General features: G+C 64.1%; 18 protein-coding genes. 2 read left to right on the forward strand and 16 right to left on the reverse strand.

The features are described from left to right. Positions 1-15: 15 nt before the first annotated feature. The 10 genes from ACH6CV_RS14800 to ACH6CV_RS14845 all read right to left on the reverse strand — a co-directional run bounded on the left by ACH6CV_RS14800 (position 16) and on the right by ACH6CV_RS14845 (position 12,953). The gene (locus ACH6CV_RS14800; protein ID WP_456358984.1) at positions 16-1,125 is read right to left on the reverse strand and encodes an Ldh family oxidoreductase; all 1,110 of its coding nucleotides are present in this window, start codon (positions 1,123-1,125) and stop codon (positions 16-18) included. Between the two features lie 211 nt (positions 1,126-1,336). After that, positions 1,337-1,621, reverse strand: coding sequence for a hypothetical protein (locus ACH6CV_RS14805; RefSeq protein WP_456358985.1), 285 nt, complete (start codon positions 1,619-1,621; stop codon positions 1,337-1,339). Between the two features lie 119 nt (positions 1,622-1,740). After that, the gene (murJ, locus tag ACH6CV_RS14810) at positions 1,741-3,279 is read right to left on the reverse strand and encodes a murein biosynthesis integral membrane protein MurJ (protein ID WP_456358986.1); all 1,539 of its coding nucleotides are present in this window, start codon (positions 3,277-3,279) and stop codon (positions 1,741-1,743) included. A gap of 84 nt (positions 3,280-3,363) precedes the next feature. Beyond that, the gene (locus tag ACH6CV_RS14815) at positions 3,364-3,738 is read right to left on the reverse strand and encodes a hypothetical protein (protein ID WP_456358987.1); all 375 of its coding nucleotides are present in this window, start codon (positions 3,736-3,738) and stop codon (positions 3,364-3,366) included. A gap of 38 nt (positions 3,739-3,776) precedes the next feature. Beyond that, on the reverse strand, positions 3,777-5,372 hold the full coding sequence (locus ACH6CV_RS14820; RefSeq protein ID WP_456358988.1) for a CapA family protein: 1,596 nt from the start codon (positions 5,370-5,372) through the stop codon (positions 3,777-3,779). A 27-nt stretch (positions 5,373-5,399) separates the two neighbouring features. Continuing rightward, the gene (locus ACH6CV_RS14825; RefSeq protein WP_456358989.1) at positions 5,400-6,989 is read right to left on the reverse strand and encodes a CapA family protein; all 1,590 of its coding nucleotides are present in this window, start codon (positions 6,987-6,989) and stop codon (positions 5,400-5,402) included. 25 nt (positions 6,990-7,014) lie between these two features. Beyond that, entirely contained in the window at positions 7,015-8,607 is a 1,593-nt protein-coding gene (locus ACH6CV_RS14830; protein ID WP_456358990.1) for a CapA family protein, read from the reverse strand. A gap of 272 nt (positions 8,608-8,879) precedes the next feature. After that, positions 8,880-10,328, reverse strand: a complete 1,449-nt coding sequence (gene proS, locus ACH6CV_RS14835; RefSeq protein ID WP_456358991.1) for a proline--tRNA ligase — start codon at positions 10,326-10,328, stop codon at positions 8,880-8,882. A 356-nt stretch (positions 10,329-10,684) separates the two neighbouring features. After that, positions 10,685-11,221 (reverse strand): YhcN/YlaJ family sporulation lipoprotein, encoded by a 537-nt coding sequence (locus ACH6CV_RS14840; protein WP_456358992.1) that lies wholly within the window; start codon positions 11,219-11,221, stop codon positions 10,685-10,687. Positions 11,222-11,303: 82 nt separating this feature from the next. Further along, positions 11,304-12,953 carry a nucleoside kinase gene (locus ACH6CV_RS14845; protein ID WP_456358993.1) on the reverse strand — a complete coding sequence of 550 codons (1,650 nt, stop codon included), beginning with the start codon at positions 12,951-12,953 and terminating at the stop codon, positions 11,304-11,306. 256 nt (positions 12,954-13,209) lie between these two features. On the opposite strand from ACH6CV_RS14845, the gene ACH6CV_RS14850 reads away from it, so the two are divergent. Then, positions 13,210-13,917, forward strand: coding sequence for a sporulation initiation factor Spo0A C-terminal domain-containing protein (locus tag ACH6CV_RS14850; protein ID WP_456358994.1), 708 nt, complete (start codon positions 13,210-13,212; stop codon positions 13,915-13,917). Positions 13,918-14,379: 462 nt separating this feature from the next. Here the strand turns inward: ACH6CV_RS14850 and gyrA are convergent, their stop codons facing one another. The 6 genes from gyrA to ACH6CV_RS14880 form a co-directional block, all read right to left on the reverse strand. Beyond that, the gene (gene gyrA, locus ACH6CV_RS14855; RefSeq protein ID WP_456359001.1) at positions 14,380-16,926 is read right to left on the reverse strand and encodes a DNA gyrase subunit A; all 2,547 of its coding nucleotides are present in this window, start codon (positions 16,924-16,926) and stop codon (positions 14,380-14,382) included. A gap of 201 nt (positions 16,927-17,127) precedes the next feature. Continuing rightward, the gene (gene gyrB / locus ACH6CV_RS14860; RefSeq protein ID WP_456358995.1) at positions 17,128-19,059 is read right to left on the reverse strand and encodes a DNA topoisomerase (ATP-hydrolyzing) subunit B; all 1,932 of its coding nucleotides are present in this window, start codon (positions 19,057-19,059) and stop codon (positions 17,128-17,130) included. Positions 19,060-19,381: 322 nt separating this feature from the next. Next, a complete protein-coding gene (locus ACH6CV_RS14865; RefSeq protein ID WP_456358996.1) occupies positions 19,382-20,950 on the reverse strand; it encodes an alpha-amylase family glycosyl hydrolase in 1,569 nt (522 codons plus the stop codon). 27 nt (positions 20,951-20,977) lie between these two features. Then, positions 20,978-21,949 carry an ABC transporter permease gene (locus tag ACH6CV_RS14870; protein WP_456358997.1) on the reverse strand — a complete coding sequence of 324 codons (972 nt, stop codon included), beginning with the start codon at positions 21,947-21,949 and terminating at the stop codon, positions 20,978-20,980. Further along, positions 21,942-23,006: an ABC transporter permease gene (locus ACH6CV_RS14875; RefSeq protein ID WP_456358998.1), complete on the reverse strand. Its 1,065-nt coding sequence runs from the start codon at positions 23,004-23,006 to the stop codon at positions 21,942-21,944. The genes ACH6CV_RS14870 and ACH6CV_RS14875 overlap by 8 nt, the downstream gene beginning before the upstream one ends. Continuing rightward, the gene (locus ACH6CV_RS14880; RefSeq protein ID WP_456358999.1) at positions 22,999-24,522 is read right to left on the reverse strand and encodes an ABC transporter ATP-binding protein; all 1,524 of its coding nucleotides are present in this window, start codon (positions 24,520-24,522) and stop codon (positions 22,999-23,001) included. The genes ACH6CV_RS14875 and ACH6CV_RS14880 overlap by 8 nt, the downstream gene beginning before the upstream one ends. A gap of 190 nt (positions 24,523-24,712) precedes the next feature. On the opposite strand from ACH6CV_RS14880, the gene scpB reads away from it, so the two are divergent. Beyond that, on the forward strand, positions 24,713-25,270 hold the full coding sequence (gene scpB / locus ACH6CV_RS14885) for an SMC-Scp complex subunit ScpB (protein WP_456359000.1): 558 nt from the start codon (positions 24,713-24,715) through the stop codon (positions 25,268-25,270). The last annotated feature ends 35 nt before the right edge of the window (positions 25,271-25,305 follow it).

Raw genomic sequence — 25,305 nt, forward strand, 5'->3', positions numbered from 1 at the left:
GATCTCCTTTATGACTTATTGCTCAAACGGGAACTTGTACGGCAGGCCCTTCGCATCGCGCACCTTGATGAACTCCTTCTGCACCGCGTCGCCTACCGGCACGCCCTTGTCCTTGCGCTCGAGCCAGACCAGGTACTCCTTCTCGCCCGCGGTGTAGATGCGGTCCTCGCCCGGGGCCTTGGCCGACGCGCGCAGCTCGCGCAGGATGTCGCCGCAGGTCTTCTTGAAGCTCTCGAGCCCCATGAAGAACTCGGGGTTGAGCACGATGAACCAGTGGCCCAGGTGGTAGGGCAATTTCTCGCCGTTTGCGCCGATGCCGTTGAGCGCTTTGAGGAAGATGCCCGCCTGCAGCGCCGCCGACAGCACTTCGACTACCGTGGCGTAGCCGTAGCCCTTGTAGCCGGCCAGTTCTTCGCCGATGCCGCCCAGCGGGGCCAGCGCCGCCGCGCCCTTGTTGAGGTCGGTCAGGATCTGCACGGAATCGGTCTTGGCCTTGCCGTCGCGGCCCACGACCATCCCTGAGGGCGTATCCTTGCCGATGCGCGCGTAGTATTCGATCTTGCCGCGCTGCGTGATCGAGGTGGCGCAGTCCAGCACGAAGGGGAACTCCTCGTCGGTCGGAAAGGCTACGGTCAGAGGATTCGTGCCCAGCATGTTCTCCACGCCGAACGTGGGCGCGATCGAGGGCCGCGCGTTGGTGCCCGTCATGCCGATCATGCCGGCCTTGGTCGCCATCATGGTCCAGTAGCCCGCGATGCCGTAGTGGGTGGAGTTGCGCACCGCCACCGCCGCCATGCCGTATTTTGAAGCCTTCTCGATCGCCATCTCCATCGCCTTGTGGCTGGCGACCATGCCCATGCCGTCATGCGCGTCCAGCACCGCGGTGGTGAAAGTGTCCTTCAGCACCTCGATCTCGGTGACCGGGTTCTGAATGCCGTCGACGATCCGGTCGATGTAGATCGGCTTGAAACGGTTGCAACCGTGGCTCTCGATGCCGCGGCGGTCGCTCTCCAGCAGTACGTCCGCGCAGATGGCCGCATCGGCCTCCGGCACGCCGTAGGCCTTGAACGCATCGATCAGGAAGCTGTTCATCAATTCCCAGGACACATAAGGGCGCGTTTCCATAGGTAAATCCTCCTTTGCATTCCGGTTGTCGAGCACACGATTGCATGAGAAAAGACAGGTCAGCGCACGCCAGCACACACCCAAGCAGGGCACGGCTTGCGCGGCTGCTTCCCGTCTCAAAATCTCTAGGCAGCAATCGCATATTCACCTGTTTATCATTATACCTGATCCGGCTCGTTTGTCAACTGTCCCCGGCCACATCCCGATATTTTTACCATACGGCGCGGCCGCAGGATTTTCCGCAAGCTTCTTCGCCCTCCGGGATGCTATGCGCCACGTCGGCATCGGGCAGCCGGGGCATGGGGATGCCGATCTTCCGCAGGCGCTCGTAGTCGCGCATCTTCGCTTTGATCTTGTTGCCAAATCGGCCGTACGCGCAGGGCCCGTGGCGTATCCGCTTGAGCACGTATTGCGCTTGTTTGTCCGAGGCCGGGCAGGAATAGCCGTCCCCGCCCTTGCCCGGCAGCCTGACGAGTCCGTATTCGCCGCGGTTCACCGTCAGCTTTTGCGCCGTCGCAGGTCGCCCCACCCGAAAGCGCGATGGACAGCCCCTCCGGGGCCTTCGCGCCCGCGCGGTTGAGCCGGCAGGCGTCGATCAGGATGGCGCCGTATCGATCATGCGCGCCTCCGGAACACCTGCCCGAGCGCGCCCAGTTGGCGCGTTTTAAGCGCGAACAGCGCGCCGAAATACACCAAGAGCGACGCCGCGGTGACGGAGGCCAGCCGGAAGAGCACCGTCAGCTTGCCCGGCGCGTAGGGCACGAACCGTTCGAGCAGCAGCGCGACCAGCAGGCACAGCGCGCCGGCCAGGCACATCTTGAGCAGTTCCTTCATCGTCTTCGCCATGCCCAGCCGCCCAAGCTTCCTGCGCAGCAGCATGACCAGCACGACGGCGCTCAGCGCGCAGGCGATGCTGGTCGCCAGCGCCAGCCCGCTTACGCCCATCACCTTCGACAGCAGGATGTTGAGCGCCACGTTGAGCACAACGGTGCCGATCGACACAATGAGCGGCGTGCGCGTGTCCTGCAGCGCGTGGAACGCGCGGTTGTACACATCCCTGAGGCTAAAGCCGATCACGCCCACCAGGTAGAACAGGAACACCGCGCTGGTCACGCTTACCGCGTCCGCGCCGAAGTTGCCGTGCTGATACACCAGCCGGATGATGTCGGTCGACAGCGCGCAGCCGACCACGCTGATCGGCATCATAATCATGAACATCGTCTCCGCCGACTGGTTCAGCACGGAAAGCAGCGAACTGCGGTCGCCGTCGGCCGCGTGCTGGGACAGCTTTGAGAACATCACCGTAGTCAGCGGCACCGCCAGCACGCCGGTGGCGAAGGTGATTAGCCGGTAGGCGTACTCCATCGCCGAGATGTCGCCGGTGTTGAGGAACGAGGCCAGCGACTTGTCGATCATGTGGTTGACCTCGTTGACCGCCATGCTGGCCATCGCGGGGATGGCCAGCCGCATCATCCGCTTGAACCGCTCGTCGCCGAAGTTCATGTGCATGCGGTAGTTGATCGAGCCCGACAGCGCGGGCACCAGGATCAGCATCTGCAATATGCCGGCTGCGAACACGCCCCAGGCCATGGCGCGGATGCCGTAGCGCGGCGAGAAGACCACGGTGGCGACGATCAGCGCGACGGTCAGCGGGAAGCCGGTCAACTGCGCGGCGAGGTAGCGCTCGTTGGCGTTGAGCACCGACGCCATCACGATCGACAGCACCACGAACACGAGCGAGGGCATCATGATCTGCGTAAGCCCCGCGGTCAGCGCGCGCTGCTCGGGGCCGAACCCGCCGTACACCAGGTGCACCAGGGGATCGGCCAGCGCCAGCATCAGCAAGCCCACCGCCAGCGAGAACGCCGCGAACAGGTTGATCGCGTTGCTGGCGAATTGGTCGGCGATCACCCGCCCCTGCTTGCTGCGCGCGTCCACATACAGCGGGATCATCGTGGAGGTGATGCACGAATTGAACAGCAGCACCGGGAAATAAAACAGCGTATAGGCCGATGAGTAGGCGTCGTGCTCCCAACCCGTCGAAAAATAGCCCGCGACGATCATGTCGCGGACGAGGCCTGCCGCCTTGCTCAAGAAGATCACCAGCGTGACCGCCAGCGTGGCTTGAAACATCCTGCCCTTTTTGCCCGACACGAAACAAAGCCTCTTTCCTTTGAATGGATAACGCACAGTATTATATCACAGTCCGCCGCAAAATGCCACGGCGCGGCGGATGTCCTAATGGAAATAGAACGCGCCCACGCGCACGTGCGGGCCGTCCGGCGGCTGGGTGGAAAAGCGCGTGAAGGAACCGTCCAGCGTACGCTCGCCCGCGAGCAACCGGCCGGCGGCGGCGAGCGCCCTCGGGCTCACGGCCAGGCCGCGCGCAAAACCCGAGGCGTCCAGCGCCGCGTCCAATTCGTCGAGACTGCCGCCGCCCGCGCCGCCGAGCGCCGCGCTGCCCAGCGCCATCAGCACTTCGTCGGAGCAGGCCCCGCCGGTCGCGGTCAGCGCGCGCGCGAGCAGCAGCCGCGCCTCAAGCCGGTTCAAGCCCGTCAGCGGCAGCAGCATAATCAGCGCCCATATAATGAGGCATAGCCATTTCTTTTTCATGCAGAAAGGCTATGCCCCGGGCATGTCCGATATGCGGTTTACCCCAGATTGTAGGGCGCGGGCACCATGCCGCCGCCAATGGAGTAGGTGTCGATCAGCTTCTTGACCTCATTGTAGCGCTTGTCGCTTCGGGCGAGCAGCACCGGCTGGCCGTTGCTCTTGCCCTTGACCTTGGCCGCGCCGCTGGTGAAGATCGGGTAGACGGTGGGCACCTGCGGCTCGGTCGCGCCGGTCTTCGGATCGACCATGATCGTCTGCTGCATGATGAAGTTGGGGAAGCTGAAGTAGTCGCCCGAACTCTCCACCGCGCCCAGACCGTAGAAAATGTACTTACCCTTGTACAGCTCGATGCCCTGGATGAAGTGCGGGTGGTGGCCGAGCACCAGGTCCGCGCCATCATTTACTGCATCGCGTGCACGCTTGATCTGCGAGGCCAGCACCGCGTGCGTCCATTCAGGCACCTCGCCGAAGTGGAAGGACACCACCAGCACATCGCACTTCTTGCGCGCCTCCGCCATCGTTGCTTTGTAGTCTGTCGGATAGGGTGTCCTGAAACCCACAAAACCCACGCGCACCCCATTCACCATCCGGGAACTCGACGAGATGTCAAACAGGTTATCGCTGACCAACAGGCCTTTGTTTTTGAGAATTAGCGCAGTTTCTTTCTTGGTGCCGTGGTCGTCGGTATGGTTGTTGGAGATGTTCGCCACTTCGACGCTGCCCTCTACCAAGATCTGCGCGTACTCAGGCTTGCCGACGAAGTTAAACTTGCGATTGGGGTTTCTCGGATTGTCTCCAGTCAGCGCGTTTTCGAGGTTCAGGATCGTCAGGTCGTCCTTCTCGAAGACCTTACGCAGATGCTTGAGCACGTAGGTGTAGTCGTGCTTGCCGTCCTTCGTCATTCGCTCCTCGAAGTGCTTGTCGGTATTCTTCCAAGACACGCCGCCCAGCACGATGTCGCCGCCCGCCGAGATCACGACGGGCACCATGCCCGCGGACGCGCCGCGCACGCGCACGGTGCAGCGCGCCGAAACGCGCTTGTTGTCGGCGGCGGCGGTAATCACGGCGAGGCCTGCGCCCTTGGCCGTCACAACGCCCTTGTCGTCCACGGTGGCCACGGTCTCGTCCGAGCTCTCCCAAGTCACCTGCGGATAGGTGGCGTTGCCGGGCGCAATCGCGGCGGCGATAATCTTGCTGCGCTCGGCCGGGACATCCGGGTCGAGCGTCAGCGCGGTCGGGTTCAGCGTCAGCTTCTTGACGCGCACCGCCTTGACCGTCACGCGGCAGCGGGCGCCGAGCGCCTTGTCCTTGCCCTTCACCCCCACGCGCACATAGGTCGCGCCCTCGCCGACGGCCGTGACCAGGCCGTTTTCGTCCACTTCGGCGATCGATGGATCGTCGCTCGACCAAGTAAGCTTCTTGTCGGTCAGCCGGATGAGCGCGGGCACGGTGGTGGCCCGGAGCTGAAAGCTGCCGGGCTTCTTATAGGCATTGGTGAGCGTCAGGCGCGGCTTGCTCATCCGGATCGAACGCGGGTATACCGCCTGGGCCCGGTTCAGCGGCCTCGCCTGGACGCCCCCGGCCATTCCAATCGTCAGCGCGAGCGCGAGCAACAGCGAAAACAGCTTCTTCATCACGTGGAACCTCCTGCCTGTTCTAAGCTAGCCGGCCAGCTTGTAGGGCGCGGGTTTCAGACCGCGGCCCTGCGAGTAGCGGTCGATCTGGCTCTTGACCGTGTCGTAGCGCGGATCGCCGGGGCCCAGCAGGATGGGCTGGCAGTTGTTTTCCTCGTCCATCGGCGCGCCGCTCGTGAAGATCGGGTATATCTCGGGCTCCTGCGGCTCGGTGTAGCCGTCCTTGCCCACCAGGATGGTCTGCCGCATGATGAAGTTGGGGTACTTGAACCGGGAACCGGAGCTCTCCACCGCGCCCAGGCCGTAGAAGATGTACTTGCCGTTATAGCGCTCGATGCCCTGGATGACGTGCGGATGATGGCCCAGCACCAGGTCGGCCCCCGCGTTCACCGCGCGGCGCGCCTGAACGATCTGGGAGGACAGCACCGGGTGCTTGTGCTCGGGCGCTTCGCCCCAATGGAACGACACCACCACCACGTCGCAGTGCTTCCTGGCCTTGAAGATCTGCTCGCGGATCCTGGCGCTGCTGTAGGGCGTCTGGAAGCCCACAAAGCCCACGCGGATGCCCCGCACCGTGGCCGCGCTGTTTTCGGCGCTGAAGCCCGTGTCGCTGCACACGATGCCGGCGTCGCGCAAAATGCGCTTGGTGTCGCCCTTGGTGCCGTAGTCGTTGATGTGGTTGTTGACGATGTTGGCCGCTTCGACGCTGCCCTCGACCAGGATCTGGGCATACTCGGGCTTGCCGACGAAGTTGTACTTGCGCTCGGGCTTCTTCGCGTCCGCCCGACCCTTGAGCGAACCCTCGAGGTTCAGGATCGTCAGGTCGTCGCGCTCAAACACCGGCTTCAAATATTTCAGCACATAGCCGTAGTCGGGCGCGCCGCCCTGGCTGATGAGGCGCTCAAACCGCTTGTCGGTCTTCTTCAGCGGGTCGCCGCCCAGCACGATGTCGCCGCCCGCCGAGATCACGACGGGCACCATGCCCGACTTGTCGCGCACGCGCACGGTGAACTTGACGCTCTTGCGGCCCTGGTCGGCGGTGGCGGTGATTGTGGCCTCACCCTCGCCCCGCGCGGTCACATGGCCATTTTCATCTACAGAGGCGATCCGATCATTGGAGCTTGTGAACTCCACCTGCTGAAAGGTAGCCGTCGCGGGCGTCACGGTCGCGCGCACCCGCTCGCTCTTCTCGGCGGCATCGGTATGGTCGAGGATTAAGAGGTCCCCGCAGTCGAGCGACAGCGAACTTACGCGCACCGCCCTGACCGTCACCTTGCAGGCCACGCTGAGCACGCGGGTGCGGCCCTGAATCTCGGCGCGCACGCGCGTCTGGCCCTCGCCCCGCGCCGTGACCAGCCCGTTTTCGTCCACCGCGGCGACCGAGGGATTGTCGCTGATCCAGCGGATGGTCTTGTCGGTCAGCTGATGCAGTTGCGGCCTGGTCGAGACGCCCAGCTGCACGGTGCCCGGCTTTTGGTAGGCATTCGTCAGCGCGACGGCGGCCTTGCTCATCTTGAGCGACTGCGCGTATACCGCGCCCGGCGCCGGCTCGGCCAGCGCGGCGACGCCGCCCGCCAACACAAGCGCGCACAAAATCGAAGCGAGTAGCTTTTTCAAGGGAACCTCCTCCATTTCGTTCCGGTCAGTCAAAGTCCACGGTCGACAGTTTCCGGATGTTCGAGCGCACAGCCTCGCCGTCGGCGCCTTTCAGGATGTCGGGCTGGAAGTAGTTGACCGGTGCGCCCGCTTCGCCAAAGCTGTCGGTTTCAGGATAGGTTTCGGTCGACGTCGTGGTGGTCACGGGGATGACCTTGATGCCCACGTTCTCGATCTCGCGCCGCGTGTCGATGCGGAACGTCCACTGGAAGATCATCGAATCGGTCATCGGGGTGCCGTCGGGGTAGGCCTTGTGCTTGATGCCCACGATGAAGTTCGAGAGGTCAAAGGCGATGTACTTGCCCTTGTACATCTCGATGCCCGAGGGGAGGTGCCGGTGATGGCCGAGCACCAGATCGGCCCCGGCGTCGATCGCGAGCTTGGCGCGGGCCCTGTCACTCGGGTAGTTCATCGCCGTCCACTCACGCGTGTCGGTCCAGTGGAACGACACCACCGCCACATCGCAGCGGCGCTTGAGCTCCTTGACGCGCTTCTGGATCGTGGCGGACGGCACCGGCGTCTGGAAGCCGGCGAAGCCGATTCTGACCTTCATCCCCTTTTTCTCGACGACATAAATGCCGTTGGCGCTGAAGTCATTCCACTTGACGCCCGCAACGTTCAGGCTCCCCTGCGTCTGCTTGAGCCCGCGAACGCCGAAGTCCAGCGAGTGGTTGTTGGCCAGCGTGACCACCTCGACCCCGTTGCGCACGAGCATCTGCGCGTAGTCGGGGTCGCCGCGGAACACATGCGTCTTTTTGCGCGCGCCGCCCGCCGTGGTCAGCGTGCCCTCGAGGTTGGCGATCGTCACGTCGTCGCTCTTGAAGATGTGCGCCACGTTCTTGAAGGGATAGTCGGGCCCATATTGCGCGAGCAGGTCCTTGAACACCTGCTCGGTCGAGCGCTGCAGCGCGCTCTTGGGCGTGGGGTCGCCGCCCAGGATCACGTCGCCCACGGCGGACAGCGTGATGTCCACGTACTCGCCGCGCACGCGCACCACGCTGTAGGCCTGCTTGCCGCCGACCTGGCAGAGGATGCGGGTGACGCCCGGCTTGACGCCTGTGACTACGCCGTTCCGATCGACGGTGGCGGTATTTGAATTGCCGCTCGACCACCTGGGCTTGGGAGCGGTGATGGCCGCGCCCGCGGGCAAAATGACCGGCGCTTTCAGTGTGCGCGATTCGCCGGGATCGAGCACGATCGACCGGTCATCCTCCTGCATCCTGACGCTCTCGATGCGCACCGCCTTGACGGCCACCTTGCGCTCGGCATAGCGGCCGGTCAGCGCGTCGGTGGCGCGGACGTACATCGTGCCGGGTTTGAGCCCGGTCACCCGGCCGTTTTCGTCGACGGCGCCGACATCCTCGCCGCGCACGACCGCCCATTCGATCGCGCGCTCACCGCGGACGCCGCTCACCGACGCCTTGAGCTGGCGCTGCGCGCCGACGTTCACAGTGGCCACCGCGGGCCTGATCCGCACGCGCACCGCCGCGGCGGGCGCGCTCTGCGGCATGGCCTGAACCGGCGCGACGCCCAAAACCGCGAGCGTCAGCGCCAGCAACAATGGAATCAACCTCTTCAATACGGAACCTCCTGATCGCCCGGGCGGGCCCAAAAAGCCTCTCCCAGATATTGTTACTAAATTATATCATACGATGGGGAAAAATGCCACAAGTTGATCGGAAAATTCATAAAAAACGGAAAAACCACCGGATTTGAAGCGGGATTTGCCTAGGGGTTTTGTATGGATTACCAAAAAACGCCCCGCATTGGACGGCGGAGCGGTGGGGTAGAGCCTGCTGGGCGCATCATCCGCAGGGACGACGCAGATCGTCCCTGCGGGATTGGCGCCCATCAGTATGCTTTCGCGAAGTACATCGTATGCTTGGCCGGCTTCCCGCAGCACACGCAGACGTCCGACGGCCTGTCCGACTGGTCGAACGGCATGTTGCGCGAGGTCGCAGAGGTCTTCTCCTTGATTTCGTCCTCGCAGGCGCGCTCGCCGCACCAGGCGGCCTTGGCAAAGCCGTCCTGCACGGCGCAGGTCAGTTCATCCATGTCGCGCGCGATGCGGGTGCGCTGGTCGCGGAAGGCGCGGGCCTGCTCGAACATGTTGGCGCCGATCGCGTCCAGCAGGTCCGCGATTGCCTGCTCGATGCCCGTAAGCGGCAGCTGCACCTTCTCAAAGGTGTCGCGGCGCACGCAGGTAACCGCCCCGGCCTCGATGTCGCGCGGGCCCAACTCGAGCCGCACGGGCACGCCCTTGAGCTCCCACTCGTTGAACTTCCAGCCCGCCGACACGGTGTCGCGGTCGTCGAGGTTCACGCGGATGCCGGCCGCCTTGAGTGTCGCGCGCAGTTCCTCGGCCGCCTCCAGCACGCCCGGCTTGTGCTGGGCGATCGGCAAGATGACCGCCTGGATCGGGGCCAGCTTGGGCGGCAGCTTCAGGCCGCGCTCGTCGCCGTGGGTCATGATGATCGCGCCGATCATGCGGGTGGAGGTGCCCCAGCTGGTCTCGTGCACGTACTCGAGCTGCCCTTCTTTGGACAGGTACTTGACGTCAAACGCCTCGGAGAAATTGGTGCCGAAGTTGTGGGAGGTACCGGCCTGCAGCGCCTTGCCGTCCTGCATCATGGCCTCGATCGAGTAGGTGGCGCGCGCGCCGGCGAACTTCTCCTTGTCCGACTTCCGGCCCACGATCACCGGTACGCACATGACGTTTTCGGAAAACTCGCGGTACACCTCGAGCATCGTGAGCGTCTCCTCCTGCGCCTCCTCGAAGGTTGCGTGGATCGTATGCCCCTCCTGCCACAGGAATTCGGCCGTGCGCAGGAACGGGCGGGTGCTCTTCTCCCAGCGCATCACCGAGCACCACTGGTTATACTTCATGGGCAGGTCGCGCCACGATTGCACCCACTTGGAATACATCGCGCAAAACAGCGTCTCCGACGTCGGTCGGATGGCCAGCCGTTCCGTAAGTTTTTCGTTGCCGCCGTGGGTGACCCAGGCCACCTCGGGCGCGAATCCCTCCACGTGCTCGGCCTCCTTGAGCAGCAGGCTCTCGGGGATCAGCATCGGGAAGTAGACGTTCTGATGGCCGGTCTCCTTGAATCGGGCGTCCATCTCCCGCTGGATCAGCTCCCAGATGCCGTAACCGTAGGGCTTGATTACCATGCAGCCGCGCACCGGCGCGTAGTCTACCAGGTCGGCCTTCAAGATGACGTCGGTATACCACTGCGAGAAATCCTCGCTGCGGGGGGTGATGTGCGACACGAATTCCTGCGCTTTGTCCTGCTTAGCCATTGACGTTCCTCCTTCAAAAAAAGAACCCCGTCCCATGCAGGGACGAAGCAAACTTCGCGGTACCACCTTGCTTGGCGCTCCGAGACGGAACGCCCAACTTCAAACCCGATAACGCGGGTCAGGCGGCGGCGGTTAACCGCGGCTCCGGGGCGGGACGATCGGCCCCCTGCCGCGCGCCTCTCAGCCGTGAGCGCGCTCTCTTGGGCGGGAATGCCGGCCGGTTCCCCTTCAACGCTTGCGATATGAAGTCATTATAATGAGGCCGGCGAACAAATGCAAGTAAAATCTAAGTTCGGCAGCCCCGTCCGCTTGCCGCGGACGGGGCTGCCGAGTCGCGTGGGATTGCCTTGCACAAACTATCTGAGCGTCGTGGTGTTGCGGGCGATCTGGTCGATCTGCTGCTTGAGGTCGGGCGGCGTGTTGCCGGCGCGCTGTTGGTCGGAGAGCGCATAAATCTTCTGCACGTCGCCGGGTTCGGCGGTCACCGCGACCACCTGGATCTGCTTGTCCACCGCCATGACCTCGCCCGCGACCATGTCGCGGATGCGCTGGGTCAGCTCGCCCTTGTAGGCATTGTTGAACTTCACGCCCACCAGCGCCGTGCCGCCGTCGGCCACCACGCGCGAGTCCTGAATCTCGGAGAACATGTTGATGCGCGATTCGACGGCGGCCGCCTGGGTCTGCCAGTTGTAGCTGCTGCCCGCGCCGCTCACGCCCGGCATGGGCGTCGTGCCTGTGACCGCTCCGGGCGTCGTGCCCGGCATCGGGCCGACCGTCACGGAGGGCATCGGGGTCACCGTTGCCTCAGGCACGACCGGCGGATTGTTGAAGCAGCCGCCCATCAGCGCCGCAATCAGAATCAGCGTGGCGGGCAATACCATCTTTTTAACCATGAAAAACACCCTCCCTTGCGCTTTCTATTGTGCGCCGGGCCGGGTGTTTTATACGCGCATGTACGCCTCCTCAAAAAAGAATTCAGTCGCCCTCGCGGTAGAAGCAGGAGCCGCCGATGAACTCGCGCAGGATGGAGTTGAGCGGGATCTCATCCTCCACGTCGGCCGACTGGATGTAGTTCAGGAACTTGATTAACCGGTGCGCGCGCGTGTAGTGCGGGCTGTCGGGGTCGATCGCCATCAGCATCGGGTAGGCATACTTCTTGAGCACCGCCAGCTCGTAGAGCAGCGTGGTGTTGAACATCACATCGGCGCTTTCCTGAAACGGGAAGATGTACTTGTGCTCGCCCAGCCGCACGGAATTCCACATGTCCATCGTGGCTTCGGGCAGGGTGCCCCGAAATTGGTGATCGCGCACCATGCGCCTGAGCAGCCGCACGTCGGTGGTGCGGATGCGGTTGTGGTCGTCGAGATTCAGCGTGGTCAGGGCGCTGACGTAGATCATGAACTTGCGATCGCGCGCCACGTCGCGCGTCAGTTGGTCGTTGAGCGCGTGGATGCCCTCCACGATGACGGGCTGGCCGGCGTCGAGGCTGAGCCGGTGGCTCCTGTCCGAGCGCCGGCCGAGCTTGAAGTCGAAAAGGGGCGCGTCCACGCTCTCGCCCATGAGCAGAGACACCAGCTGCTCATTGAACAGCTTAACGTCCAGCGTGTCCAGCCGTTCGAGGTCGGGCTTGCCGTCCTCTTCGAGCGGGATCTTGTCGCGGTCGAGGTAGTAGTCGTCAAGCGACAGCTTCATCGGGGTCAGGCCCCTGACCCGAAGCTGGGTGTTCAGCCGGTTGGCAAACGTGGTCTTGCCCGACGAGGACGGCCCGGCGATCAGGATCAACTGCGCGCCTCCGGCCTCGAACTGGCTCGCGATGTCGCTCACCGATTTTTCGTGCAGCGCCTCGTTGACGCGGATGAACTCGCGCAGCCCGCGCGTGCCCGTCATTTCGTTGAGGTCGGCCACGTTTTCACAGCCGAGTATGCGCGCCCAATGGGCGGTTTCGGCGAAGGTGCGCATCAGCATGGGCGATTCCCGAAAGTCGGCGGGGCGGCCCGGATCGTTCGGGTCGGGCAGCTGCAGCTCCAGCCCCGGCAGGTGGAAGCGCACGGCGAACACCGGCGTGTAGCCGGTCGAGGGCGCCATTTCGCCGTAGAAGTACTCGAGCATGTCGCCGGCGCGGTACAGCTGGAAGTGCTCGTAGGGCCGGTAGGTCAAAAGGCGCACCTTGTCCTCGTGCCCCAGCCGGCGGAAATACTCGATCGCCTCGCCGCGGCTGATCGCCACCTTCTCGTAGGGTAGGTCCTGCTCGATCAGATCGCGCATCATCCGCTCGATGCGCCGCGCCGCCTCGGCGTTCATCGCCCGGCCCCGAACGGTCACGAACACCCCGATCTGCGTGGAATTCTCGACCCGCACGCGCGCCTCGGGGAACAGCTTGCGCATCGCCAACAGCAGAACAAACCGCAGCGAGCGCTCGTAGATGCGCCGGCCCTCCTCGGTTTGAAGCGTCAGCGAGGTCGCATCGCGTCCGGGCTGCACCTGCGCTTCGAGCGGCAACGTCCGCCCGCCGACACGTACGCCCAGCGCGCGACGCGGATCGTCCGGGTAAAGGAGCCGGACCGCGTCGAGATAACGCGCGCGCGCCGTCAGGGATAACGTCTGTCCGTCCAAGGTGATGTTCATATGCGCCGTCCTCCGCTTCTCAGCTTTACGTAGTATGTCAAACGGATTTCCATTATATCACCGCGCGGCCGATTTGTAAAACAGAGGGTACGGAGAATACCATGGGACGCAGCGAACAGCTAACAGAAACTTAACACGTCAATTTATTACATAAGTATTGCATTTATCATTCATGTTTAGTAATATAATGCTCACAGAAGGCTTTGGGTGAGTTTGATTGGCGCAAGGGAAGCGTATTAGAATAGGAGGAGGATTGATGATACGGTTGATGATGGCCGACAACAACGCGGACGCGCGCCGACAGCTGGGCGACTACCTTGGGCAATGCAGGGGAATCGAGGTCATCGCTTCGGTCGGAGACGGAGGGGAAGCGATCAAGGTTCTCAAGGAGCAAACGCCCGACTTGCTGCTTTTAGAATTGGCGATCCCGGTGATAGACGGCCTGGAGGTACTGCGCATGCTGAGAGGCGATCCTCGACTTAAGGGGCTCAAGGTGCTGGTGCTGTCGTGCATGATGCGCGACCACCTGATCCAGCAGGCGATGGAGTTGGGCGCGGTGTACTACCTTATCAAGCCCTGCGATCGGGATCTGGTGTACAGGAGGATCGTGGAATTCGCGGAGCAAGGGGATAGCCCGTGCGTCCCGGCACCCAACCGCACGCAGCGTGCGGGGTCGCTGCTCAGGCAGCAGGGCATATCGAGTGCGTCGAAGGGCAGCCGGTATTTGAGGGCGGCGATTGAGACGGCGCTGGCCTCGCCGGGCGACGGCCTGAGGGTGACCAAGCAGCTGTATCCGGAGGTGGCGCGCTACTTCGGGACGGAGACGCACTGCGTGGAGCGCGCGATCCGCGCTTCGATCGAGTCGGCCTGGGCGCGCGGCGCGATGCAGCGCGGCGGCTGGTTTGAGGGCTGCCGCAGGCCAAGCAACGGAGAGTTTCTGGCGCGGATACTGGAAGAGCTGTAGAAGAAGAACCCGCTTGAGCGTGATGGGCGTCCAGAGGGCACAACCTTTGGCGGGGTTTGGGGGCGCACCCGACCGCGCCCAGTGGGGAAGAAGGGAGGGCGCCCGCCCAATGAGCGCGCGATGCCGAAGGGCGTCACACGAACAGCCAGCCCGGACGGGCTGAGGCGGCCGTTGCGAATTGCGTGGAACCTCAACGTTCCCCCGCAACCGCGCGCCGCCGTATCCGTCCCCCAAGCATCAGAGCCGCGCGGCCGATTCCGGGCTGCGGCGGCACGGCGTCCCCAATGTGCCGAACGCAATAGGCGCTGCCAGCGGCAGCGCCTATTGCGTTCGGGACGAGTCCGCCCCCGTTTCGTATAACCGCGTTCCCCTCGTCCTGCCATCGGGCCGCCACCCCGCCTGCGGGCATCCCTCCCGGGAGGGGAGTGGGGCGGGCGATCCGATGTCAATCTCCCTCGAAATCTACGGCTCGGGGTTTTCCTCGAGATCCCGAACCAACCGGCCGAGCGCGTCGGGTACTTGATCGTCCGCCCCGTCGGCCGCACCGGCCCCGTCGGCCGCGTCAACCTCACCGTTCGCGTCCGCCTCGTCCTCATCGTCCTCATCGTCCTCCGGCTCGGCCCGCGCCACGCACACCACGCGCGCGCCGTCGCCCACGCGCATCAGACGCACGCCCTGGGTGTTGCGGCCCTGCACCGATATGCTCGATACCGGGGTGCGGATCACGGTGCCGTCGTCGGTAATCATTAAGAGGTCCTCGTCCTCGTGCACCAGCAGTTGCCCGGCGAGCAGGCCGGTCTTGTCGGTCAGGTTCATCGCCTTGATGCCCTTGCCGGCGCGCGACTGCACGCGGTATTCCTCGATCTGCGTGCGCTTGCCGTAGCCGTTCTCGGTCAGCGACAGCACCTGCGCGCCGTCTTCCAGCGTGGACATGGCGACCACCTCGTCGCCGGGAGCAAGATCGATCGACTTGACACCGGTGGCCGCGCGGCCCATCGAACGCACGTCGCCCTCGGGGAAGCGAATCGCCATGCCGTTGCGCGTGCCCAGGAAGATTTCGCGGTTGCCGTCGGTCAGGGAGACCCCGATCAGGTCGTCGTCCTCGCGCAGAATCAACGCGATCAGGCCGGTCTTGCGCATGTTGACGAAGTCGGACAGCTCGGTGCGCTTGATGACGCCGTTCCGGGTCGCCATGACCAGGTAGTGCCCGGGCACCTTTTCGGCCGGGATCGGCAGCATGGCCTTGACCTTCTCCCCGGCGTCGAGGTCCAGCAGGTTCACCATCGCGGTGCCGCGCGCGGTGCGCCCGGCCTCGGGAATCTCGTAGCAGGTCAGCTGGTACACGCGGCCGCGGTTGGTGAAGAACATCAGCGGGTCGTGCGTCGAGGTCACGTACATCTGCTCGACGAAGTCCTCCTCGCGGGTGGACGCGCCCATCACGCCCCGACCGCCGCGCTTCTGCGCGCGGTAGGTGGCCTTGGGCAGGCGCTTGACGTAGCCGTAGTGGGTCAGCGTCACCACCATGTCCTCTTCCTGCACGAGGTCGAGCATGTCGATATCGCCGTCGAGCGCCGTGATTTCGGTGCGGCGCGGGTCGGCGTACTTGCGCCGGATCTCGGCGAGCTCGGTCTTGATGATGTCCCTGACCATCCAGTCGTTGGCGAGCACGTCCTTGTAGTAGGCGATCTTCTCGAGCAGCTCGTCATACTCGGCCTGGATCTTGTCGCGTTCGAGGCCGGTCAGCCGCCGCATGCGCATGTCGAGGATGGCGATCGCCTGCTTCTCGGTCAGGCCGAAGGTCTCCATCAGGCCGAGCTTGGCGTCCTGGTCGGTGCGCGAGGCGCGAATCAGCGAAATGACCTCGTCGATCCGGTCGAGCGCGATGAGCAAACCTTCCAAGATGTGCGCGCGCGCCTCGGCCTTGTCCAGGTCGTAGCGGGTACGCCGGGTGATTACGTCGATCTGGTGGTCGATGTAGTGATGCAGGGCCTGTCTGAGCGACAAGACCTTGGGTTCGCCGTCGACCAGCGCCAGCATGTTGACGCCGAAGGTCTCCTGCATCTGCGTGTGCTTGTAGAGCGTGTTGAGCACCACGCCGGCATTCACGTCGCGCTTGAGTTCGATCACGACGCGCATGCCGTTGCGGTCGGACTCGTCGCGGATGTCGGAGATGCCGTCCACACGCTTGTCGTGCACGAGCTCGGCGATCTTCTCGACGAGCCGCGCCTTGTTGACCATGTAGGGGATCTCGGTCACCACGATGCGCAGGCGGTTCGCGCCCATCTCCTCGATTTCGGATTTCGCGCGCGTGATGATGCGCCCGCGCCCGGTGGTGTAGGCCTCGTAGATGCCGCGCGTGCCCAGGATGATGCCGCCGGTCGGAAAGTCCGGCCCCTTGATGAACTGCATCAGATCCGGGACGTCACAGTCGGGGTGGTCGAGCATGTACGCAGCGCCGTCGATCACCTCGCCCAGGTTGTGCGGCGGGATGTTGGTGGCCATGCCCACCGCGATGCCGCTCGAGCCGTTGACCAGCAGGTTGGGAAAGCGGCTGGGCATCACCGCGGGCTGCATCAGCGTTTCGTCGAAGTTGGGGTAGAAGTCGACCGTTTCCTTCTCGATGTCCGAGACCATCTCCATCGCGAGACGGGTCAGCTTCGCCTCGGTGTAGCGCATGGCCGCCGCGCCGTCGCCGTCGACCGAGCCAAAGTTGCCCTGGCCGTCGACCAGCATGTAGCGCGTGGAAAAATCCTGCGCCAGCCGCACCATCGCGTCGTACACCGACGAATCGCCGTGCGGATGGTACTTGCCCAGGCAGTCGCCCACGATGCGGGCCGACTTGCGGTAGGGCTTGTCGGGCGTCACGCCCAGCTCCACCATCGAGTACAGGATGCGCCGGTGCACCGGCTTCAGGCCGTCGCGCACGTCGGGCAGCGCCCGGCTCACGATGACCGCCATTGCGTAGCTGATGAAGGATTTTTTGAGTTCGTCCTCGATGTCAATGGGCATCAGGTGCCCGATGTTTTGATCCGTCACGTCGTTCAAGGGCTTACCCTCCCTAGATGGTTTCTGCCCGGATTAAGACAACCGTCTTTCACGGTCTTTTTGCGCCATGCCGCGTTGTTTCCCCTTGAAATACGCCCGGTATTCCTGCGGGAAAACGCCTTATCCGGCACAAAGATCCGGCCGTCCCAGCCCGGGCAAACCCCATCAAATATCCAGATCCGCGACCAATTTCGCGTTTGCCTCGATGAATTCCCTTCGGGGTTCCACCTGGTCGCCCATGAGCAGCGAAAGCATCTCGTCGGCGGCGATGGCGTCCTTGATCCCGACTCTAAACATCGAGCGGGTCTCGGGGTTCATCGTGGTCTCCCACAGCTGTTCCGCGCTCATCTCGCCGAGGCCCTTGTAGCGCTGGATGTCGGGCTTGGCCTCGCGCCCCATCTCGCCCAACAGCGATTGCAGCTGCTCGTCGTTGTAGACGTAGCGGTGCTGCTTGCCGCGCGACACCTTGTACAGCGGCGGCTGGGCGATGTAGACGTAGCCCTCCTCGATCAGCCGCGGCATGTGGCGGTAGAAAAAGGTCAGCAGCAAGATGCGGATGTGGCTGCCGTCCACATCGGCGTCGGTCATGCACACGATCCGGTGGTAGCGCAGCTTGTCCGGGTCAAACTCGGGTCCGAAGCCGCCGCCGAACGCGGTAATCATGGCCTTGATCTCGGCGTTGGCGAGGATCTTGTCCATGCGCGTCTTCTCGACATTCAGGATCTTGCCGCGCAGCGGCAGGATCGCCTGGAAGTGGCGGTCGCGCCCGGTCTTGGCCGAGCCGCCGGCCGAGTCGCCTTCGACCAAGAAGATTTCGCACTTGGCCGGGTCGCGCTCGGAACAGTCGGCGAGCTTCCCCGGCAGCGAGCCGGATTCCAGCGCCGTCTTGCGCCGTGTCAGGTCGCGCGCCTTGCGCGCGGCCTCGCGCGCGCGCGCCGCCGACAGGCACTTGTCCAGCACCATCCGCGCGACGCTCGGGTTTTCCTCGAAGAATATCTGAAGCTTCTCGCTGACCAGCGAATCGACCAGCGCGCGCACCTCGCTGTTGCCCAGCTTGGTCTTGGTCTGGCCCTCGAACTGCGGCTCCATCAGCTTGACCGACACGATCGCGGTCAGCCCCTCGCGGATGTCCTCGCCGGTCAGGTTCTGGTCGTTGCCCTTGAGGATGTTCATCTTACGCCCGTAGTCGTTGACCACGCGCGTCAGCGCCGAGCGGAAGCCCATCAGGTGCGTGCCGCCCTCGGGCGTGTGGATGTTGTTGGCGAAGCACAGCGTCATTTCATTGAAGCCGTCGTTCCATTGCAGCGCGATCTCGACCATGGTGCCGCCCCGCGCGCCCTCGATGTAGACCGGCGGCTTGTGCAGCGGTTCCTTGTGGTGGTTGAGGTATTCCACGAACGACACGATGCCGCCCTCGTAGTGATATTCCTTGCATACCTCGGGTTCCGCGCGCTCGTCAACCAGCTCGATGCGGATGCCCTTATTGAGGAAGGCCATCTCGCGCAGCCGGGTTTTCAGCGTATCGAAATCGAAATGCCCGGTTTCGAAGATGCCCGATTCCGGATCCTCGCCCGTCTTGACATCGGGCCAGAAGTTAACCGTGGTGCCGGTGCGGTCGGTCTCGCCGATCACCTTGAGGTCATATAAAATTTTGCCGCGCTCGTACTCCTGGCGGTACACCTTGCCATCCTGGTACACGGTGACCGACATGTGACGCGAGAGCGCGTTGACCACCGACGCGCCCACGCCGTGCAGGCCGCCGGACACCTTGTAGCCCTCGCCGCCGAACTTGCCGCCCGCGTGCAGCACCGTCAGACAGACCTCGACCGCGGGCCGCCCCATCTTGGGGTGGATGCCCACCGGGAAGCCGCGCCCGTTGTCCTGGATTTCGACCGAGCCGTCCGCCTTGAGCGCGACCAGAATGTGATCGCAATACCCGGCCAGCGCCTCGTCCACCGCGTTGTCCACGATTTCATAAACCAGGTGGTGCAGGCCCCGCTCATCGGTCGAGCCGATGTACATGCTGGGGCGCTTGCGTACCGCCTCCAGGCCCTCCAGCACCTGAATTTGACTCTCGTCATAATGGTTGTGTGCCATGCCGTCATCCTTTCGGTTGAAGCGTCAAACCGCGCCTCCAAGGGGATTTCCAAAACTCTCTTTTCCTATATATTATATCACTTTTCGGGCAATATATCCAGCCCCTCAAACGGCCCGTCAGAATTTTACAACGCCCGCCGCGCAAGGGCGTGGATATGGCGCCGGCGGGCGGCCGAATGGCCTCGGAGCATTGATCGAGAAGATAGCGTACGGGGCCGCAGCGCATGACGCTACAGCCCCGTTTGTTCCGCCGCCATCTGTCGGGAGGCGGCGCGCAGGGGCGACCTGGGGTCGCCCCTGCGCGGGTATCATCCGTTCGAGCTTATACTCGCCAGACCACGAAGCTCTGCGGCTGCACGGCGCAGGTGCCGCCGTGCAATGTGCCGCCGCCGATGGCAAAGATCGGCTGCCCGTCTTCAACGTCCAGCCCGACACTGGCCTTTGTCGAGCCGGGGTTGACGGCCAGCACGAGGCCGCCGCGCCGGTAGACGAACGGGAGGTCCGCTTCGCCGTGCAGCACAGTAAGGTTGGGCTTCGACTGCAGGTCGGGCTCGGACGCGCGCAGCTTCAAAAGCGCCTTGACCGTGCTCAGCAGCGAATCGGCATCCTGCTCCTGCGCCTCGACGGTCGGGGCGTCCGCCGACGCGTCCACGGGCAGGTAGAGTTGCTCCGGCGCGGCGGTGGAAAAGCCCAAATTCGCCCCCGCGCTCCACTGCATCGGGGTGCGCGCGCCGGTGCGGTAGTAGCCGCCCTCCTTGGTGGGCAGCTCGGCCTGATAGCGCATGCCGATCTCGTCGCCGTAGTACAGGAAAGGCACGCCGGGCAGGGTGAAGATGACGGCATAGGCCAGAGCGAGCTCCTTGGGGGACAGCGTGTGGCTGATCCGGGCCACGTCGTGGTTGCCGGTCACCAGGCTGATGTAGCCCGCGTCCTTGGTGTTGTCGTAGTGGTACAAATAATCGACCAGGAAGCGCCGGATGTCCCCGCCGGCGTCCCGCTTGAAGAAGCTGTGGTTGTCGCCCTGGGGCTGGTTGTATTCGTCGAGCGCATAGTCGCGCAGCAGGCTCTGATAGCCGGAGTTTTTCTTGAAGGCCAGCAGGAAGTCCATGTGGAAGCCCGCGCGGATGGCCCGCGTGGGATCGCTCCACTCGGCCACGATGGCCGCCTCGGGGTATTGGGCGTCCAGCATGGCGCGGATGTTTTGCCAAATGGCCGACGTGCCGCTCTTTTCCTCGTCGTCATACTTGACCAAGGACGCCGCCATGTCCACGCGGAAGCCGTCGCAGCCGGCATCCAGCCAGAAGCGCATGATGTCCTTGATCTCCTCGCGCGTGGCGATGCTGTCGGGGTGATCCATGCCAAGCTGCCACGGCTCCTGCGGGTTCAAAAAACCGAAGTTCAGCGCCGGCTGGCACTTGAAGAAGTTGGTGATGTACACCGCCGCGCGCTCGTGCTCGCCGCCGATGAAGCCCAGCCCCTCGGCGCGCGTGAAGCAGTGGTCGGTCCAGATGTAACGGTTTCGGTACTTAACCGGGTGGGCCTTGGCGCTCTCGACGAACCAGGGGTGATCCTCGGCGGTGTGGCCGGGCACCAGGTCGAGCAGCACACGAATGCCCCGCTTGTGCGCCTCGACGAACAGCCGTTTCAGGTCGTCGTTCGTGCCGTAACGCGGGGCCGTCTTGCGGTAGTCGCGCACGTCGTAGCCCGCGTCCTTGAACGGAGAGTCAAAGCAGGGGTTGAGCCACAGCGCGTTGCAGCCGAGGCCCCGGATGTAGTCGAGCTTCGAGATGATCCCCTCGAAATCCCCGATCCCGTCCCCGTTCGTGTCCAGGAACGACTGGGGGTAGATCTCGTAGAAGACGGCGTTTTCCAACCACTTGGGCATGGGCATATGAATTCCTCCTCCCACTATGTTGACTTAGCGCTCTTCCCTGAAATAGTTGACGCCGCAGCCCCTGGGCTGCGCATGGTCGCGCGAGGTGCGCATGGAGCTTAGGATCAGCACCGCCGCGGTGACGATAAAGGGCAGCATCGAGAACATCGCCGACGGGATGATCCTGGTCGCGCCCGCGGGCAGGTACAGCCGAAGCACGGAGAGCGCGCCGAACACCAGCGAGCCCAGGATCGCCCGGTAGGGGTTCCAGCCGGCGAAGATCACCAGCGCCACCGCGATCCAGCCCAGGCCGTTGACGCAGTTGTAGGTCCACGCGCCGCCGCAGGTCACCAGCGCCACATAGGCCCCGCCCAGAGCGCAGATGCCGCCGCCCAGCAGGATGTGCACGTATTTGTACAGGGACACCGGGATGCCGGCTGCGTCGGCCGCCGCCGGGTTCTCGCCCACCGCGCGCAGGTTGAGGCCCTTGCGGGTACCAAACAGGTACCAGCCCGCGACCAGCGCGAGGGCTACGCCCAGGTACACGAACAGCGTGTGCGCAAACAGCAGCCTGCCCACGACCGGCAAATCCGAAAGGCCCGGTATGTCGATCGCGGAAAACTGCGCCTTGAGCGCGTCGGACAGGATGGCCGACTTGGTGGGCGAGGAGAGGATCATGTTCTCGCCGGCGAAGTTGGCGAAGCCCGCGCCGAAGATCGTCAGCGTCAGGCCGGTCACGTTCTGATTGGCCTTGAGCGTGACGGTCAGAAACGCGTAGATCAGCGCGCCCAGCGCGCCCGCGGCGAACGCGCCCACATAGGCCATGTACGCCTGCCCGGTCGCATAGGCCAAAAAGAACCCCGCGATCGCGCCCATGTACATTTGTCCCTCGACGCCCAGGTTCAGGTTGCCCGCGCGCTCGGTCAGGATCTCGCCCAGCGTGCCGAACAGCAGCGGCACGCCCGCCAGGATCGCGGCGTAGAGGAAGTTGGTCAGGTACGAAACCCAATCAGGCACGCTGCGCGCCCCCCTTCGAAACGATGCGGAAGTTCAGGAAAAACTCGCACCCCAGCACGAAGAACAGGATGATGCCCTGGAACACGTTCGAGGCCGAGGGCGAGATGTTGAACACCGACTGGATCGTACCGCTGCCCTTGGTCAGTACGCCGAACAGCGCGCTCACCACCAGAATCCCGTACGGGTTTAGCTGCGACAGCCACGCCACCGTGATCGCCGTGAAGCCCTTGCCGCCCGCCACGGTCTCGGTCAGCGTCTTGTCCGCGCCGGTGGCCTGCAGCATGCCCGCGAGGCCGCATATGGCCGCCGACAGGAACATGGTGCGCAGGATGATCTTCTTCACGTCCATGCCGGCGTAGCGCGCGGTGCCCACGTTCTCACCCACCACGCTCAGTTCATACCCCTGCTTGGTGCGGCGAAGATAGATGGCGGCCAGCACCACCAGCATAAGCGCCACGATCCAACCGATGTGCACGCCGAACACCTGCGGCAGCCGCGCCGCCTTGTCGAACATGGGCACCTTGGGAAAGCCGCTCTGAGGGTCTCGCCACGGCCCCTCGCGCAGCATCTGGATCACGTAGAGCGCGATGTAGTTGAACATCAGCGTCAGCAGCGTCTCGTTCGTATCGTATTTCGCCTTACAGAAGGCCGGCACCAGCCCCCACAGCCCGCCCGCCAACATGGCCGCCAGCGCCATGGTCAGGTATAGGAGCGGCGAGGGCCAATGCGGGAAGTTCAGCGCGAAAAACGAGGCCGCGATCGCGCCCGCGCAGATTTGCCCCTCGGCCCCGATGTTCCAGAAGCGCATCTTGAACGCCAGCGCGACGCCCAGCGCCGTGATGCACAGCGGCACGGCCACCTTGACCGTCTCGCGCAGATTGGACGCGCTGCCGAGCGAACCCGACAGCATCGTCTGATAGACCGGGAAGGCCGGATAGCCGAGCGCCCACAAAAACAGCGCTCCGGTCAAAAGCGCCAGCACCACCGCCAGCGCGCGGTACAGCGCGGCGCGGCCGGAGGCGATGTCCACCCGCTTGACGACGTGTAAGTTACGCATTTTGGGTCGCCTCCTCGAGCGTCGCGCCCGTCATCATGAGCCCGATCTGCTGTTTGTTGACGGCGCGCGCGTCGGCGATGCCGGTCACCCGGCCGCCGCACAGCACCAGGATCCGGTCGCACAGCTCGAGCAGCACGTCGAGGTCCTCGCCGATGTACAGGATGGCCACGCCCCGCTGCTTCTGCTCGTTGAGCAGCCGGTAAATGGTCATCGACGAGTTGATGTCGAGCCCCCGGACCGGGTAGGCGGTAATCAGGATGCGCGGCCCGGACGCGATCTCGCGGCCGAGCAGCACCTTCTGCACATTGCCGCCCGACAGCCGTCTGACCGGCGTCCACACGCCGGGCGTCGAAATCTCCAGCCGCTCAATCAGCTGCTTCGACAGCGCCTCGGCGGGTTTGCGGTCGAGCAGCGGACCCCGCTGGTCGTGGTAGGACTTGAGCAGCATGTTATCCACCATGCCCATGCCGCCCACGAGGCCCATGCCCAGCCTGTCCTCGGGGATGAAGCTCATCGACACCCCGCGCGCGATGATCTCGCGCGGGGACAGCCCGGACAGGTCCACGCCCTGATGCAGGATGGAGCCGCTGGTTACGGCGTGCAGCCCCGCGATCGCCTCGCACAGCTCCTTCTGGCCGCTGCCGGCCACGCCGGCCACGCCCAGGATCTCGCCGCCCGCGAGCGAAAACGACACATCGTCGAGCGCCTTGGGCCGGTCCCGGCCGGGTACGGTCAGGCAGAGCACCTCGAGCACGCCGGACGCCTTCTCCGCGCCCGGCCGCTCGATCGACAAATCCACCGCGCGGCCCACCATCAGCTCGGTCAGTTGCTGGGCACAGGCAGTCTTCGTGTTGACGGTCGCCACCGATTCGCCCTTGCGCAGCACGGCCACGCGGTCGGAGATGGCGAGCACCTCGTTCAATTTGTGGGTGATGATGATTACCGCGCAGCCTTCGGCGCGCATGCGGCGCAAAATGTCGAACAGCTTGTCGATCTCCTGCGGCGTCAGCACAGCCGTGGGCTCGTCGAGGATCAGGATGCGCGAGCCGCGGTAGAGCACCTTGAGGATTTCGACGGTCTGCTTCTCGCCCACCGACAGCGTGTGTACCTTGCGCGACGGATCGACCGCAAGCCCGAACCGTGCCGAAAGCTCTTCGATGGCGCGGACCGCCGCGCCGCCGCCGCGCATCTTCGGCGTACCCAGCACGATGTTCTCCTCGACGGTCAGCATCTCGACCAGCTTGAAGTGCTGGTGGATCATGCCGATGCCGAGCGCCTGAGCGTCGCGGGGCGAGCGGATTTGGGCAGGCTTGCCGCCGACGGCGATCGAGCCGCTATCGGGCGCGTACAGCCCCGACAGCATGTTCATCAGCGTCGTCTTGCCCGAACCGTTTTCACCCAGCAGCGCCAGAATCTCGCCGTAGCGCAGCGTGAGGTCGATGTCGCGGTTGGCCACCACCGGGCCGAAGGTCTTGGTAAGGCCCCTGAGCTCGATGGCCGGCGCAAAGGTTTGCATATGGGCACCGTCCCTTCCGTTTATTTGGCGGGCACATCGCTTTCATTATACGATACGGCGCGCATGTTCGTCGAGTATATGCGCATAAAGTTTTTGCCTTCTATAACTTTGCTTGACGGAAATGCTTCCCTCTGATATCCTTTCATTTGCACACGCAAGACTCAACGCAAGACGATCAAGGAGCAGGTCAATGGATGATAAGACACTCCGCGGCGTGGTGGAGGCCATTCTGTATGTGGCGGGCGAGCCGGTGGGGGTGGCCGACCTGGCCCACGCGCTCGACCTGACGACGGGCGAGCTGGAGGAAAAACTATCGGCGCTCAGGGATTATTACGACCTGGAGGCGCGCGGGCTTCGGCTCAACCGCTACGGCGGTACCGTGCAGCTGTCCATCCGGCCCGATTACGCGCCGTATGTGGAGAAGCTGCTCCAGCCGGTCACAGCGCAATCGCTGTCGCAGGCGGCGCTCGAGACGCTGTCGATCATCGCCTACCGCCAGCCGGTTACGAAGGGCGACATCGAGGCGGTGCGCGGCGTCAAGTGCGACTACTCGGTGCAGTCGCTGCTCAACAAGGGCCTCGTCTGCGAGCTGGGCCGGCGCGAGACGCTGGGCCGCCCGATCCTGTACGGCACCACCGACAAATTCCTGAAGCACTTCGGCATCGAGGACATCGCCCTGCTTCCGCCCCAGGATCAAGCGCCGCTCGACGCGTTGGCCGAGCGGATGAGCGATGTGAATCCCGCGTGAGCGTGATGGGATTCTTAAGGGCGAAGCCCTTGAGC

It is taken from the genome of Anaerozeibacter quisquiliarum (assembly GCF_051162045.1).
GTDB classification, from domain to species: Bacteria; Bacillota; Clostridia; order Christensenellales; family Aristaeellaceae; genus Anaerozeibacter; species Anaerozeibacter quisquiliarum.

Coding starts and splice junctions, on each gene's coding strand:
- ACH6CV_RS14800 (WP_456358984.1), bottom strand. CDS start 1,125: ATGGAAACGCGCCCTTATGTGTCCTGGGAATTGATGAACAGCTTCCTG.
- ACH6CV_RS14815 (WP_456358987.1), bottom strand. CDS start 3,738: ATGAAAAAGAAATGGCTATGCCTCATTATATGGGCGCTGATTATGCTG.
- ACH6CV_RS14820 (WP_456358988.1), bottom strand. CDS start 5,372: ATGAAGAAGCTGTTTTCGCTGTTGCTCGCGCTCGCGCTGACGATTGGA.
- proS (WP_456358991.1), bottom strand. CDS start 10,328: ATGGCTAAGCAGGACAAAGCGCAGGAATTCGTGTCGCACATCACCCCC.
- ACH6CV_RS14840 (WP_456358992.1), bottom strand. CDS start 11,221: ATGGTTAAAAAGATGGTATTGCCCGCCACGCTGATTCTGATTGCGGCG.
- ACH6CV_RS14845 (WP_456358993.1), bottom strand. CDS start 12,953: ATGAACATCACCTTGGACGGACAGACGTTATCCCTGACGGCGCGCGCG.
- ACH6CV_RS14850 (WP_456358994.1), top strand. CDS start 13,210: ATGATACGGTTGATGATGGCCGACAACAACGCGGACGCGCGCCGACAG.
- gyrA (WP_456359001.1), bottom strand. CDS start 16,926: ATGCCCATTGACATCGAGGACGAACTCAAAAAATCCTTCATCAGCTAC.
- gyrB (WP_456358995.1), bottom strand. CDS start 19,059: ATGGCACACAACCATTATGACGAGAGTCAAATTCAGGTGCTGGAGGGC.
- ACH6CV_RS14865 (WP_456358996.1), bottom strand. CDS start 20,950: ATGCCCATGCCCAAGTGGTTGGAAAACGCCGTCTTCTACGAGATCTAC.
- ACH6CV_RS14875 (WP_456358998.1), bottom strand. CDS start 23,006: ATGCGTAACTTACACGTCGTCAAGCGGGTGGACATCGCCTCCGGCCGC.
- ACH6CV_RS14880 (WP_456358999.1), bottom strand. CDS start 24,522: ATGCAAACCTTTGCGCCGGCCATCGAGCTCAGGGGCCTTACCAAGACC.
- scpB (WP_456359000.1), top strand. CDS start 24,713: ATGGATGATAAGACACTCCGCGGCGTGGTGGAGGCCATTCTGTATGTG.